The 14,022-nt window shown below is 63.0% G+C and carries 11 protein-coding genes; 10 read left to right on the plus strand and 1 reads right to left on the minus strand.

All coding sequences use genetic code 11. The features are described from left to right. Nucleotides 1–62: 62 nt before the first annotated feature. From BW11_RS03355 to BW11_RS03385, 7 genes are all read left to right on the plus strand, one after another. Nucleotides 63–1,223 carry a sugar-binding protein gene (locus tag BW11_RS03355; RefSeq protein ID WP_140444667.1) on the plus strand — a complete coding sequence of 387 codons (1,161 nt, stop codon included), beginning with the start codon at nucleotides 63–65 and terminating at the stop codon, nucleotides 1,221–1,223. A 101-nt stretch (nucleotides 1,224–1,324) separates the two neighbouring features. Beyond that, nucleotides 1,325–2,878 (plus strand): sugar ABC transporter ATP-binding protein, encoded by a 1,554-nt coding sequence (locus BW11_RS03360; protein ID WP_140444668.1) that lies wholly within the window; start codon nucleotides 1,325–1,327, stop codon nucleotides 2,876–2,878. Further along, nucleotides 2,878–4,095, plus strand: coding sequence for a multiple monosaccharide ABC transporter permease (gene mmsB / locus BW11_RS03365; protein ID WP_140444669.1), 1,218 nt, complete (start codon nucleotides 2,878–2,880; stop codon nucleotides 4,093–4,095). Before BW11_RS03360 ends, mmsB begins: the two co-directional genes overlap by 1 nt. Nucleotides 4,096–4,207: 112 nt before the next feature. Beyond that, complete coding sequence (locus BW11_RS03370; RefSeq protein ID WP_140444670.1) at nucleotides 4,208–4,471, plus strand: hypothetical protein; 264 nt, start codon at nucleotides 4,208–4,210, stop codon at nucleotides 4,469–4,471. A 45-nt stretch (nucleotides 4,472–4,516) separates the two neighbouring features. Beyond that, nucleotides 4,517–7,633: a bifunctional [glutamine synthetase] adenylyltransferase/[glutamine synthetase]-adenylyl-L-tyrosine phosphorylase gene (locus BW11_RS03375; RefSeq protein WP_140444671.1), complete on the plus strand. Its 3,117-nt coding sequence runs from the start codon at nucleotides 4,517–4,519 to the stop codon at nucleotides 7,631–7,633. Nucleotides 7,634–7,697: 64 nt separating this feature from the next. Continuing rightward, complete coding sequence (locus tag BW11_RS03380; protein ID WP_181162477.1) at nucleotides 7,698–8,594, plus strand: HAD family hydrolase; 897 nt, start codon at nucleotides 7,698–7,700, stop codon at nucleotides 8,592–8,594. Then, complete coding sequence (locus BW11_RS03385; RefSeq protein ID WP_140444673.1) at nucleotides 8,591–9,346, plus strand: DUF4391 domain-containing protein; 756 nt, start codon at nucleotides 8,591–8,593, stop codon at nucleotides 9,344–9,346. The genes BW11_RS03380 and BW11_RS03385 overlap by 4 nt, the downstream gene beginning before the upstream one ends. 104 nt (nucleotides 9,347–9,450) lie before the next feature. Here the strand turns inward: BW11_RS03385 and BW11_RS03390 are convergent, their stop codons facing one another. After that, entirely contained in the window at nucleotides 9,451–10,161 is a 711-nt protein-coding gene (locus tag BW11_RS03390; protein ID WP_140444674.1) for an alpha/beta hydrolase, read from the minus strand. A 221-nt stretch (nucleotides 10,162–10,382) separates the two neighbouring features. Between BW11_RS03390 and BW11_RS03395 the strand changes: the two genes are divergently transcribed. The 3 genes from BW11_RS03395 to BW11_RS03405 all read left to right on the plus strand — a co-directional run bounded on the left by BW11_RS03395 (nucleotide 10,383) and on the right by BW11_RS03405 (nucleotide 13,937). Beyond that, nucleotides 10,383–11,093, plus strand: a complete 711-nt coding sequence (locus BW11_RS03395) for a GntR family transcriptional regulator (protein ID WP_140444675.1) — start codon at nucleotides 10,383–10,385, stop codon at nucleotides 11,091–11,093. A gap of 220 nt (nucleotides 11,094–11,313) precedes the next feature. Further along, entirely contained in the window at nucleotides 11,314–12,090 is a 777-nt protein-coding gene (locus BW11_RS03400; protein ID WP_258184524.1) for an HAD family hydrolase, read from the plus strand. Between the two features lie 500 nt (nucleotides 12,091–12,590). Further along, a complete protein-coding gene (locus BW11_RS03405; RefSeq protein ID WP_140444676.1) occupies nucleotides 12,591–13,937 on the plus strand; it encodes a PTS sugar transporter subunit IIC in 1,347 nt (448 codons plus the stop codon). The last annotated feature ends 85 nt before the right edge of the window (nucleotides 13,938–14,022 follow it).

A 14,022-nucleotide genomic window follows, 5' to 3' on the forward strand; every position in this document is an offset into this window, starting at 1 on the left:
GAAATTCCAAGGTTCGGGGGAACAACGGTTGTTCACCCGCCCTCGATGAAGAAGGAGATCACATGAAGCTCACCAAGAAGATCGTGGCCCTGGTGGCCGGCGTCGCCATGATGGCGGGTCTGGCGGCCTGCGGCGGCGGAAGCCGTACCGGACAGGCAGCCGGCGGCGACTCGAAGATCGAGAAGGGCGCCACCATCGGCATCTCGATGCCGACCAAGTCCGAGGAACGCTGGAACAAGGACGGCAACAACCTCAAGGCCAAGCTGGAGAAGGCCGGATACAAGGTCATCCTCTCCTTCGCCGATGACAAGCCGGCCCAGCAGAACGCCGACATCGAGAACATGGTCAACAACGACGCGAAGATCGTCGTCGTCGCCTCCAAGGACGGCACCGCCGTCGGCCCCGCGGTCGAGAAGGCCCGCGACGCCGGCGCCAAGGTCATCGCCTACGACCGCCTCATCATGAACACCGACGCCGTCGACTACTACGCCACCTTCCAGCTGGAGCAGGTCGGCGTGCTCGAGGCCACCTGGCTGATCGACAAGCTCGGCCTCGAGAAGGGCGCCACCGGCCCGTTCAACATCGAGCTGTTCACCGGATCCCCGGACGACAACAACGCCAAGTACTTCTTCAAGGGCGCCTGGGACCTCCTCCAGCCGTACTTCGAGAAGGGCGTCCTCGTCTCCCCGTCCCAGCACGGCCAGGGCGGCGTGACCAAGGACTTCACCGTCGAGGACTGGCAGAAGATCTCCGTCATGAGCTGGAAGACCGAGCAGGCGCAGAAGGACATGGAGTCCATCCTCGACTCCACCTACGCGCACGGTGAGAAGCTCGACGCGGTCCTCACCCCGTACGACGGCATCGCCCAGGGCGTCATCAACGCCATCGAGTCCAAGCGTCCGGACATGAAGCCCGGCACCGACACCTGGCCCTACATCACCGGCCAGGACGCCATGGAGATCGCCGTGGCCAACATCGCCAAGGACAAGCAGGGCGAGACCGTCTTCAAGGACGTCAACAAGCTCGCCGACGCCGTCTACGACATGATCGTCGAGATCGCGGAGAACAAGGAGGTCTCGGGCATCAACGGCAAGTTCAACAACAACAACATCGACGTGCCGTCCAAGCTCCTCGACCCGCAGAACATCACCAAGGACAACCTCGACGACCTCGTCAAGGCCAACTACATCACTCAGGATCGTTTCGACGAGCTGACCAAGTAGCGTCCCGAAAAGATTCCCACGAATCCCAACGACATGCGGCGCATGGGCCGACTATGCGCCGCATGTCCATGAAACCAGCACTGTGAACGAGGAGTGATGACATGTCAGACAATGACACCATTTTGACGATGGAGAACATCACGAAGACGTTCGGACCGGTCAAGGCGCTCACCAACGTGAACCTCGAAGTGGGGCGTGGCGAGATCCACGCCATCTGCGGCGAGAACGGCGCGGGCAAATCGACCCTGATGAACGTGCTTTCGGGTGTCTACCCCTACGGCAGCTATTCCGGCAGGATCACCTTTGACGGCAAGGAATGCAAGTACCACACGATCAACGACTCCGAGGCCGACGGCATCGTGATCATCCACCAGGAGCTCGCCCTGAGCCCGTTCCTGTCGATCGCCGAGAACATCTTCATCGGCAACGAACGTGCCAAGGGCGGCGTGATCGACTGGGACGAGACCCGCGCCGAGGCCAAGAAGCTGCTCGACCGCGTCGGCCTTCCCGAGGACCCGGACACCAAGGTCATGGACATCGGCGTCGGCAAGCAGCAGCTCGTCGAGATCGCCAAGGCCCTGTCCAAGGACGTGAAGCTGCTCATCCTCGACGAGCCCACCGCGGCCCTGAACGACGAGGACTCCGCCCACCTGCTCGACCTGGTGCGCCAGCTGCGCGACAAGCAGGGCGTGACGAGCATCATCATCACGCATAAGCTCAACGAGGTCGCCGCCATCGCGGACACCGTCACCATCATCCGAGACGGCTCCACCGTGGGCGTCATGTACGTCACGCCGGAGACGCCCCTCGATCAGGAGGAGCTCATCCGCAAGATGGTCGGCCGCCCGCTGCACAACCTGTACCCGGACCACCCCTCCAACAAGCCCGGCGCCGAGTTCCTGCGCGTCGAGAACTGGACCGTCCACCATCCGCTCGACTCCGAGCGCGTCATCGTCGACCACGCGAACATCAACGTGCATGCCGGCGAGATCGTCGGACTCGCGGGCCTGATGGGCGCGGGCCGCACCGAGATGGCGATGTCGATCTTCGGGCACTCCTACGGCTCCAACATCTCCGGCAAGGTGTTCGTCAAGGGCAAGGAGGTCCATCTGCCCAACGTGCAGTCCGCCATCGACGCAGGTCTCGCCTACGCCACCGAGGACCGCAAGGGCAACGGCCTGAACCTGCTGCAGAACATCCGCGAGAACGCCTCGCTGGCGAGCCTGACGAAGATGAGCAAGTACGGCGTGATGGACGACAACATCGAGCGCAAGGAAGTCGAGCAGTACCGCAAGGACTTCAACATCAAGTGCCACGACATCGACGTGAACGTCTCCACCCTCTCCGGCGGCAACCAGCAGAAGGTGCTGCTCGCCAAGTGGGTCATCTCGCAGCCGGACATCCTCATCCTCGATGAGCCGACCCGAGGCATCGACGTCGGCGCGAAGTACGAGATCTACGAGATCATCGACAAGCTGGCGGACGCCGGCAAGGCCGTCATCGTGATCTCCTCCGAGCTGCCCGAGCTCATTGGCATCTGCGACCGCATCTACACGGTCTCCTACGGTGTCGTCACCGACAATGTTGAGAAGAATGGATTCACCCAGGAATACCTGATGAAGGGTATGACCAAGGAAAGGGAGGTGGCAGCCTGATGAGCGCCGCAACCGCAACACCTGCTAAGAAAGAAGAGAAGGTCGGCCTGCTGGCCACCGTCGCCAACAACGCCCGCCAGTACGGCATCGTCGGCGCGCTGCTGGTCATCGTCGTCGCGTTCCAGATCCTGACCGGAGGCGTCCTGCTCAAGCCGAATTCCTTCGTGTCGCTGATCCAGCAGAACGCGTACGTGATCATCCTAGCCATCGGTATGGTGATGGTCATCATCGCCACGCACATCGACCTTTCCGTCGGCTCGCTGGTCGCCTTCATCGGCGGCGTGTGCGCTCTGCTCATGGAACGTCAGGGCGTCAACTGGATGGTCGCCATCCTCGTGGCACTGATCGTCGGCCTCATCGTCGGCGTCTGGCAGGGCTTCTGGGTCGCCGTCGTCGGCATCCCGGGCTTCATCACCACGCTGGCCGGCATGCTGATCTTCCGTGGTCTCGCCACCGTCATCGTCGGCGAGTCCGTCCCGATCACCTCCCTCGAGTTCCGCGGCATCGCCCGTAACTACCTGCCGAACGTCCTCGGCTGGTGGGGTCCGTTCGACGGCCTGACGATCGTCCTCGGCATCCTGTGCATCGCCGCCTTCGCCTGGAGCCAGCTGCGCAAGCGCGCCCGCGTCGCCAAGGTCGGCCTCGTGCCCGAGCCGATGAGCCTGACGATCCTCAAGATCGTGATCGCCACCATCGTCATCATCTTCGTGACCTACCTGCTCGCCTCCTCCGGCAACGCCGATCAGGGCGGCACCCCGATCATGCTGGTCATCGTCGGCGTGCTCGTGTTCATCTACAACTTCATCCTGACCAAGACCGTGTTCGGACGCCACGTGTACGCCGTCGGCGGCAACCGCAAGGCCGCCATCCTCTCCGGCATCAACACCCGCCGCGTGGACTTCCTCCTGTTCGTCCACATGGGCTTCCTGTCCGCCGTCGCCGCGGTGTGCATGCTCTCCCGCCTCGCCTCCGCGACCGCCCAGGCCGGTATGGAGTTCGAGATGGACGCCATCGCCGCCTGCTTCATCGGTGGAACGGCCGTCACCGGTGGTATCGGCACCATCCCGGGCGCCGTGGTCGGCGCCTTCGTGATGGGCGTCATCAACCAGGGCCTGTCCATCATGGGCGTCGACACCGCGGTCGTCAAGACCATCAAGGGCCTCGTGCTCCTGCTGGCCGTCGCCGTGGACATCATGTCCAAGAAGAAGAAGAGCTGAACCGCCTGACTTCATCCCTCTTCCTCCTCCTAGAATGGGGTCCGCGCTTACAGGGGCTTTCGGTCCCGGGGCGCGGACCCCATTCGCCGTACCACGAAGGGAACCACACATCATGAAACTCAACAAGCAATCGACCGCGCGCCTCTACGCGCTCACCTGCGTGGCCTGCGTGGTCTGGCTCGTCCAGTCGCTCATGGAGGCCAACGCAGACGGCTCCCTGACCAACTGGGCCACCATCGTCTTCTCGCTGTGTCTGCTCGTCGTCATCGGATGGACCGGATACAACGCCATCAGCGGATGGAATGCCAAAGAGGATGACGAGGACGACGGTGCGAATGACGATGGCAAGAACGGCGGCGACGGCCGCCGGAGGTGACACAACGCCGGAGTGCCGCGTTTTTTACGTGTACATTAGCTAAGTATGAACGCAAGTGACGCCTTCCAGCCATCCGCGATGGACCTGATCCGAGCGGGATTGCAGAACCTCGACGAAGCCCGCGGCATGTTCGACCGTCTCAGAGCCGATGGCGTGCCGTCCGACCGTCTGCGATTCGTCCTGAAGGCGCTCGCCGAGGCGTGCGACCCCGACGGCGCGCTCGCCAATCTCGTCAGCATCACCAACGCCGTGCAGAGTCAGGGGCGCGACTTCGACCGCATGGTGCCCGACGCCGCGGCCTTCGAACGGCTCATCACCGTGCTCGGCGTCTCCGATGAGCTCGGCAAGCTCATGCGCTTCCGTCCCGAACTGGTCGAGGCGGCCTCCACCGACGCCTGCAACAGCCACCTGTACACCCGCGAGCAGCGCCGCGCCCACGTTCTGAAGGCCGTCGGCGCCGACCCGGACGATCTGACCGCACCCGTCGCCACCAAGGAGCTCGCCGACGCCGCCACCGCACTGCGCGGCACCTACCGCCGCCAGCTCGCCGCCATCATGGCGCAGGACGCCACCGCCGCCGACCCGTGCGCGATCCAGCCCACGATCAGCCGCAGCCTGTCCGATCTGGCCGACGCGGCGCTCGAAGGCGCGCTCGCGATTGCCCGCCATGAGGTCAAGGGCAGCGAGCACGTGCGCTTCGTCATCATCGGCATGGGCAAGCTCGGCGCACAGGAGCTCAACTACGTCTCCGACGTGGACCTCATCTACGCCGTCGAGCCGGCCGACAAGGAGATCGGGCGGCAGGAGCTGCTGCGCACCGGCACGAAGATGGCCACCACGATGCAGCGCGTCTGCCAGTCCATCATCATGGGCGTCGCCGAACCCACCCTGTGGCAGATCGACGGGGGGCTCCGCCCCGAAGGCAAGGACGGTCCGCTCGTGCGCACCATCGAATCGCACGAGGGCTACTACCAGCAGTGGGCCGAGAACTGGGAGTTCCAGGCGCTGCTCAAGGCACGTCCCGTCGCCGGCGATCCCGAACTGGGCCGCCGATACATGGATATGACCCGCCCGTTCGTGTGGACCGCCTCCAAGCGCGACAACTTCGTCTACGACTGCCAGCAGATGCGCAAACGTGTCGAGGATCTGATCCCCGCCCCGCTCAAGGACCGCGAGATCAAGCTCGGGCGCGGCGGCCTGCGCGACGTCGAATTCACCGTGCAGATGCTCCAGCTCGTCCACGGACGCTCCGATGAGACCCTGCGCACCCGTTCCACACTCGAATCGCTGGCGAGGCTCGCCGAAGGAGGCTACGTCTCGCGCAAACAGGCCGCGAAGCTCTCCGCCGACTACCGCTTCGAACGCGTGCTCGAACACCGCCAGCAGATGTGGGGGCTCAAGCGCACCCACCTGTTCCCCGACCTCGGCGCCACGGCGAACCTCGGTGGACTCGAACGCAAGCGCGACGTCGACGTCGACGAGCTGAACCAGAACCAGGAGCTGCGCCGCGTGGCCCGCGCCTTCCGCATGCACCCCGAGGAACTCGTCGAACGCTACGACGAAACCCGACGCGAGGTACGCCACCTGCATCTCGACATCTACTACCGCCCGATGCTGCCCGTCTCCGCGCAGCTCGAGGACGACCAGATCGACCTGAGCAAGACCGCCGCGCAGGAGCGGTTCAGCTCCATCGGCTTCGGCGACCCGGACGCCGCCATGCGCCACGTCGCGGCCCTCACCGCCGGCATCGGACGAGCCGCCAAGATCAACCGCATCATCCTTCCCGCCGTACTCGAATGGCTCGGACAAGGGCAGAACCCGGACATGGGTCTGCTCAACTGGCGCAAGCTCGAGGAGCACTTCGGCACCGAAAGCGAGTACCTCGGCTTCCTGCGCGACTCCAACTCCGCGGCGCAGCGCCTGTGCCACGTGCTGTCCAACTCGCGCTTCCTCGGCGACGCACTCAACAAATCGGTCGAATCGGTCACCTGGCTGGGCGACGACGATCGACTCAAGGCCCGCACGCGCGAGAGCCTCGACGTGCAATGCCGCTCCTCGCTGGAACGCAACGCCGAGAACATCAACGACTTCGCCACCTCGATGCGCGCGATGCGCCGCCACGAGATCGAACGCATCGGACTGGCGTGGATGAGCGGCGTGATGGATGACGCCGCAAGCCTCAAGGGCATGACCGACGTGTACGACGCGATCATCGAGGCGTCGCTCGAATGGGCGGTCCGCCGTCGCGTGCGAGAAGGGGCGCTGACGTCGGCGCCGGCCGCGCTCGCCGTCATCGGCATGGGACGTTACGGCGGACGAGAGGTCAACTTCAGCTCCGACGCCGACGCGATCCTCATCTACCGTCCGATTCCGATCGGTTCCGGCGACGTCGACGAGGGTGCGGCGAACCTGTTCGCGCGCAAGGTGATCGAGGACCTGCGCGCCATCCTGCAGGGGCCCACCACGCTGGAGCCGCAGATCGAACTCGATCTGGATCTGCGTCCCGAAGGCAAGAACGGCCCGCTTGTGCGCTCCTACGCCTCCTGCGAGGAGTACTACCGTTCGTGGGCGAGCACGTGGGAGCACCAGGCGCTGCTGCGCGCCAGGTACGCGGCCGGCGACGTCGATCTCGCGCGCGACTTCCTGACCAACATCGCCGACCCGCTGCGCTACCCGCACGTGGACCTGACCGACACGGAGATCGGCGACATCCGCAAGCTCAAGGCCCGCATGGAGGCCGAACGACTGCCACGCGGCGTGCGCCGCGACCGCCACCTGAAGCTCGGCAAGGGCGGCCTGTCCGATGTCGAATGGACCGTGCAGCTCATGCAGCTCGAACACGCCGGCGACATCGCGGACCTGCGTGTCAACGGCACGCTGCCGGCGCTCGACGTGCTCGAGGCGCGCAAGATCATCTCCAAGGCAGACGCGTTCACCCTGCGTCGCGCGTGGACGATGTGCACCGCGGCGCGCAACGGCAACTACCTGTGGAGTGGACGTGCGCGTCAGGCGGACATCCTGCCCGACGACATGTACTCGCTCGGCGGTATCGCCGTGTATCTGGGCTATGACGCGAATCGCGGACAGCATTTCGAGAACGATCTGCTCGCCGTGATGCGCAAGGCCCGTGAGGTGACCGAACGGCTGTTCTACGGCCGCTGACCTTTCCTCGGTGCCCTTATCGGGGAGCCGATGGGTTTTTCCGTCGTGGGAAGGAGAACAAGTGGTGTCCAGCAAACTGGTGTTCATCGACATCGATGGCACGCTGGCCGATGAACGACACATCGTGCCCGATTCGGCGGTTCAGGCATGCCGTGAGGCGCAGAGGAACGGTCATAGGCTGTTCATCTGCACCGGACGTTCCATCCCGAAGATCGAGAAGAGCATCCTCGACCTCGGATTCGACGGCGTGGTGTCGGTCGCAGGCGCGCAGGCGAACATGGGAGACGAGATACTGTTCCAGCATTTCGTCTCCCCGGAGGCGATCGACGCGGCCGACAGGTATTTCCGCGAGCATCACATCGAGGCCTACCAGTGGCAGGGCCCCGATGGCATGTACATCTCGGAAGGCTATCGCCGTCATCTCGAGGAGAAGGGATCGGCATGGAACCGCGGCGAGTTCGCTCGATTCTGGCATCGCCTCGACCGGATCGAGATTCCTGAGGGCTCCACGCTCGGCCATGTGATCCATGTGTGCAAGGGATCGTACTTCATCCTCGGCGATCATCCCGAGGTGAGTTTCGAGGAGACGAAGCGGGACCTCTCTCCTTGGTTCGAAACCGTTCACGGCTCGTACGACAGGATCTCGGCGAACAACGGCGAACTGCTCATCAACGGCGTAGACAAGGGCACCGCCGTACGTGACGTGGCCGCCCGACTCGGCTACGACATTGCCGATACGATCGCCATCGGCGACAGCGACAACGACACCGCGATGCTCAAGGCCGCCGGCACGTCCGTGGCGATGGGCAACGCAATCCACGGCATCAAGGACTTCTGCGACCTCGTCACCACCGACATCCACGACGACGGCCTGGCCAACGCGTTCCGCACGCTGGGGCTGATCGGTGACGGGGGTGCCCGGAGCGATGATGCCGAAATCGATGGAAAGGACGGTCGATGATGCCTGTTGCTGTTGCCCACTGCGGATCCGTATCCGCGCTGACGCTGGGGTTGCCCACGTCGATGGCGATGCCCGAAGCGAAGGGTGCGCTGCCCAAGGCGATGTTCCTCAAACTGCCGATCTCCGCCAAACTGAAGCAGCGGCTGAACACGGAGGTCGAGTCGATCACGATGCTCGCGCTGATGCGCCCGGCCAACACCGGGTTTGAGGCGGTCGCCGGCAGGATCCCGGAGGTGCTCGTCATCGGACTGAAGCTCACCGGCAAGACCGATGTGGTACCGGCCGAAATCGTCGAGCTCATCTCGTCGATCCGCAGCAAGTCAGGCATCGTGTTCGTGTGCGTGCGGGACGTGCCGTTCGAGGGCACGACACGCGAGGAGTGCGCGTTCGCCGTACGCCGTGCCGTGCCGGTCAAGCCCGGACGTCCGGCCGTCGCGAAGGTGTATGCGGGGCAATGGATGTCTGCGGGCGAGGCGCAGCTGGAGGTCGGGACCGGGGCCGCTGGCACGGAAGCCGTGCCCCGGACGATGGACGCGCTGTGGCACTCGCTGTGCGCGCAGGCCGTGCTGGGGGACGCGGATGGCGCGGACCTTGACGCGCGCATCGCGCGCCGGGATCTGCTCGGCCGGTTGAAGGCCGACGAGGCCAAGCTCTCACGCGACCACCAGCGCGCGAAGAACCCCGCGCAACGTAACGAGATCTACGCGAAGCTGCACAAAGTGCGCGCGCAGATCGCGCAGATGGAGGAGTGAGCCGAGATGGTCCGGGTCCGGGGTCTCCGGGTGGGCCGGCCTTGCCGGGTCCTGCGTCCTCGGCCTGTCTCGGCGGTTTTGGAGGACCGGGGCTTTGGGGCGCTTCACTTCACGTACGTGAGGAATGTGCGGATGTCGCGAATCTCTTCGTCACAGATCGCGTGTCCCATTCCCACATACTCGCGGTAGGTGAGGTGTCCGGCGGACTGGAGGACGCGACGGGCGTTGCGCTGATCGTCGAGTGGAATCGTGTGGTCCTCGGAGCCGTAGGTGAGCAGGAACCGGGTGGGGGAGTCGAGCCGGGCGGTTTCCTCGCCCTTGAATGACGGGCTCATGAGGATGGCCGCGTCGAACACGTCCGGATGCTCGAGGACGAGCCGATAGGAGAGATAGCCGCCTTGCGAGAAGCCGACGAGGACCTTGCTACGGTCGGCGAACAGCGGGTTGTCGAGCAGCGGAACCAGCGCCTCGCCGACGGCCGTGCACGCACGGCGGCGCTCCTCGACCCCGCAGCCGTCCGGATACCAGTAGGCGCCGCCCATATACGGTCGGTCGTAGGTGCCTCGGAACGAGAGATAGCTTGGGGTGGCGGTTATGGTTGAGGCCGCGGTGGACGGGTGCGGTCCGGTGACGTCGGGGGAGTCGTCGCCGTTGCCACCATCGTTGCCGAGACTGCCATCGGCGTAGACCGCGTCGATGATGCGGATCATCTCGCGCTCGTCGTTGCCGTACCCGTGGAACATGACGAACAGCCGGTCGTCGAACGGCGATCCTGCCTGTGGAACATTGATCTGACTGGTCATTCGTAGCTGCATCGCTGATCCTCCTCCGCCCATAGACGTCGTTTCCGGTCCGTCTCCAGTGTAGGCAATGTAGACGTCAGGTTTCTCGAGACACATCGATATGTACGTTCGTACACGCCGGTGCTCTAGTTGTTCGAATAACTTCGGATCGTGCGGTATCATATGAACGACAGGATGTTCGACCGGGACGATGAGAGTCGCGGCGATACGGGCTTGGATCTCAAGGAGTGATTATGGCTCAGAACCACCGGAGACTCGCGGAGCAATTGCGCGCCCGCATAGCGACTGGCGAGTTCGCGGACAAGGGCAAGCTGCCCACCGAAGATCAGCTCATCGAAGAGTATGGGGCCACGAGATACGCTGTGCGAAACGCCATTGCGCTGCTCGCCGAAGCCGGGGATGTGTTCCCGGTTCAAGGTAGCGGGGTGTTTGTTCGTGAGGATCGGGGCGATGGAGACTATCTGTCCATCGGCACGACACGAGGCATCTCCGGCGAATATCCGGGCAGGAAAGTGTCCTCTGTCGTCTATGAGCTGTCTCTGCTGCGTGCGGATGAGACTCTGTCCGGGCGCATGCATTGTCAGGAGGGCGATCAGGTGTGGAAGGTTGTGCGTCTCCGTCTTGTCGATGACAAGCCGTTGGCCTATGAGACCGCCTGGTATCTCAAGGAGTTCGTGCCGTTCATCAACGAGCAGATCGCCGAGGGGTCGTTGTTCGGCTACGCTCGACATGATCTGGGGCTGAATTTCGGATATGTCGACAAGGTGATTCGGGCCGGAGAGTTGAGCGCTGTCGAGGCGAAGGCCCTCGGACTCAAAGAGGGGCAGCCTGCGCTGTACCTCGATGACGACTCGTTCCTGACGAACGGACGGCTGTTCAACTCCTCCCATATTGCCTATCACTACCAAAATGCTCGTTTCTTCACGATGACCTCCATGAAATGAGCCGGATCCGTGTGGGGTGTTCCACTTCAATGGGTTCCATGGAATGGTCCGTCGCATATGCGGCACCAATGAAACGGCACAATGTAGGGAGTAGCGAAGATGCGCAGAATCATCCTGCTTGACGTTGACGGAACGCTGGTCGACTACGAGAACAACCCGGTGGTGGTCTCCGGACTGCCGAAGAGACGTTGACGGAACGCTGGTCGACTACGAGAACAACCTGCCCGGCTCGGCGGTCGAGGCTGTCCGCAAGGCGCGGGCGAACGGTCACAAGGTGTACATCTGCACCGGACGCAGCAAGGCCGAGGTGTATCCACCGCTGTGGGAGATCGGCCTCGACGGCATGATCGGCGGCAACGGCAGCTATGTCGAGAGCGGCGGCGAGGTCGTCATGCATCGCACGCTCACCCTCGAGCAGTGCACACGGGCGGTCGATTGGCTCAATTCGCGCGGCCTTGCGTTCTATCTCGAAAGCAACAGTGGGCTCTACGCCAGCGAGGGGTTCGAGGAGGGGGCGCTCGCCGCCGTGCGCGAGTACTCCGCGCGCAAGGGCAGGGAGGGCGCCTGCGCGATGACCGTGCGTGACGGCTATCCGGAGATGATCTACGACGGCGAGCTGTACCGCGACGACGTCAACAAAATCAGCTACGTGCTCGGTTCCTATCAGGACTTCCTTGATACCAGGGAACGGTTCGAAGACCTGCAGAACGGCACATGGGGAGGCAGGGGCGCCACGGCGCTGTGGGGCGACCTCGGCGTCAAGGGCATCACCAAGGCGCACGCCATCGATGTACTGCTGGCGCACCTCGGGGCCGACAGGGCCGGCACCGTAGCGTTCGGCGATGCGACCATCGATGTGCCGATGCTCGAATACTGCGCGTTCGGCGTCGCGATGGGCAACGGCTCGGACGACGTCAAGGCGGCGGCCGATCTCGTCACCGACGACGTCGAGAATGATGGTCTCGCATACGCCTTCGAGCGGCTGGGACTGGTGTGATCGGCAAGGCTTCCTGTTGGCGGATCTGATCGTATGCCGATCTGATCGGGGCGCTGGTGAGGGCGGTTCCGTTTCGGCGGACCGCCCTCACCTCATATCCGAAGTCTGTTGAGGAGGACGGCTCGGTGGCTCGGTGGTGAGTCTTCGACTGTGCCTCCTCATTCTGTTTATTGTTCGAACAAATCAAGTCATCTGATATTGCAGGAACACTGCCGTGGTGGTGACCTGGTGCCTCAAGTTCAAAATCATTCGAATAAATTTTGCCGTTCGGCGTGTCGGATTATATGTAGGTGAGCGCTAACAACATAGTGAATGCAACGCTTCCATGACTTATATCCTCAGGAAACGGCTTATTTGACACCATCTCCAGAAAACGTATACTGGAGACACAAGTTATTCGAATAACAAAGAAAACAACGAATAACTTCGGCTCACAAGGCTGATGGAAAAGGAAAAGGTGCGGGCTATGAAAGCTCGCAAGTCCAAGGAAGGGCCCCCTGATGAAGGAATGGTTCACCAATGCGGCGCAGAAGGCGCTTGATATGTTCGTGAAATTCGCGAGCACCAAGGCCATCACCGCGCTCAAGGACGGCTTCGTCCTGTCCATGCCGGCGACGCTCGTCGGCTCGATCTTCCTGCTGCTCGCCAACCTGCCGATCAGCGGCTACACCGACTTCATGGCGAAGACGTTCGGCGCGGGCTGGAACATCGGTCTCAACCAGATCAACAACGCCACGTTCAACATTTTGGCGATCATCATCGCCGTGGGCATCGGCTACTCCTACGCTCGTAACGAGAAGCTCGACGGCATCTCCTGCGGTATCCTCACGCTCATCTCCTTCCTGATCGTCTCGCCGTCCTCCCTGCAGATCACGGGTGACACGGTCAAGGCGCTGGGGGACAAGACCGCCGAAGTCTCCGGCGTGCTGCCGACTACATGGATGGGCGGCAACGGCATCATCTCCGCCATCATCATGGGTCTGATCGGTTCGTGGGTCTACTGCACCTGCATTCAGAAGAACCTTCGCATCAAGATGCCCGATGCGGTCCCTGAAGGCGTTGCCAACGCATTCTCCGCCATGATCCCGGGCTTCTTCATCATGTGCTACTCCGCCGTGATCTACCAGGTGTGCCAGATGCTCGGTGGTGTGTCTCTGACCGAGCTCATCTTCAAGGTCATCCAGACCCCGATGCAGTCCCTCACCGACAACTGGGCTGGCGCCATCATCATCGTCCTGCTCATGTCCCTGCTGTTCTGGTGCGGCATCCATGGACCGAACGTGGTCTCCGGCATCATCTATCCGGTTCTGACCGCCAATTCCCTGGTCAACCAGGACCTGATGAACAAGGGCATCGAAGTCACCCAGGCCAACGGCGGACACTACCTTGTCCCGCAGCTCATCGACTGCTTCTGCAAGTTCGGAGGCGTCGGTCTGACTCTCGGCTTCATCGTCTCCGGTCTGTTGGTCGCCAAGTCCGCCCAGATCCGCGAGATGTCCAAGTTCGCGCTTGTCCCCGGCCTCTTCAACGTCAACGAGCCAATCATCTTCGGCCTGCCGATCGTCTACAACCCGATCATGCTCATCCCGTTCGTGCTCGGTCCGCTGGTCGCCGTGATCCTCACCTACGGTGCAATGGTCGTCGGCTTCCTGCCTGCCTTCGGCGCCATGCAGGTGCCTTGGACCACTCCGCCGATCGTCTCCGGCTTCCTGCTTGGCGGCTGGCGGGGTGTGGTCATCCAGCTGGTGATCTTCATCGCCTCCGTTGCGATCTGGTTCCCGTTCGTCAAGATGCAGGACAAGATCTACGTTGAGCAGGAGCAGACCAACGCCGAGGCGGAAGCCTGATCTGATCCACGTCCGGTTCCGCTCTGCGCGTCTTGCGGGGCGAGGGCCGGACGCTTCTCACCAATATGTAACCAACAACAACGAT

It is taken from the genome of Bifidobacterium sp. UTCIF-38, from assembly GCF_006454495.1.
Classification (GTDB): Bacteria; Actinomycetota; Actinomycetes; order Actinomycetales; family Bifidobacteriaceae; genus Bifidobacterium; species Bifidobacterium callitrichos.

Coding starts and splice junctions, on each gene's coding strand:
- BW11_RS03405 (WP_140444676.1), top strand. CDS start 12,591: ATGAAGGAATGGTTCACCAATGCGGCGCAGAAGGCGCTTGATATGTTC.
- BW11_RS03385 (WP_140444673.1), top strand. CDS start 8,591: ATGATGCCTGTTGCTGTTGCCCACTGCGGATCCGTATCCGCGCTGACG.
- BW11_RS03370 (WP_140444670.1), top strand. CDS start 4,208: ATGAAACTCAACAAGCAATCGACCGCGCGCCTCTACGCGCTCACCTGC.
- BW11_RS03390 (WP_140444674.1), bottom strand. CDS start 10,161: ATGCAGCTACGAATGACCAGTCAGATCAATGTTCCACAGGCAGGATCG.
- BW11_RS03375 (WP_140444671.1), top strand. CDS start 4,517: ATGAACGCAAGTGACGCCTTCCAGCCATCCGCGATGGACCTGATCCGA.
- BW11_RS03355 (WP_140444667.1), top strand. CDS start 63: ATGAAGCTCACCAAGAAGATCGTGGCCCTGGTGGCCGGCGTCGCCATG.
- BW11_RS03395 (WP_140444675.1), top strand. CDS start 10,383: ATGGCTCAGAACCACCGGAGACTCGCGGAGCAATTGCGCGCCCGCATA.
- BW11_RS03360 (WP_140444668.1), top strand. CDS start 1,325: ATGTCAGACAATGACACCATTTTGACGATGGAGAACATCACGAAGACG.
- mmsB (WP_140444669.1), top strand. CDS start 2,878: ATGAGCGCCGCAACCGCAACACCTGCTAAGAAAGAAGAGAAGGTCGGC.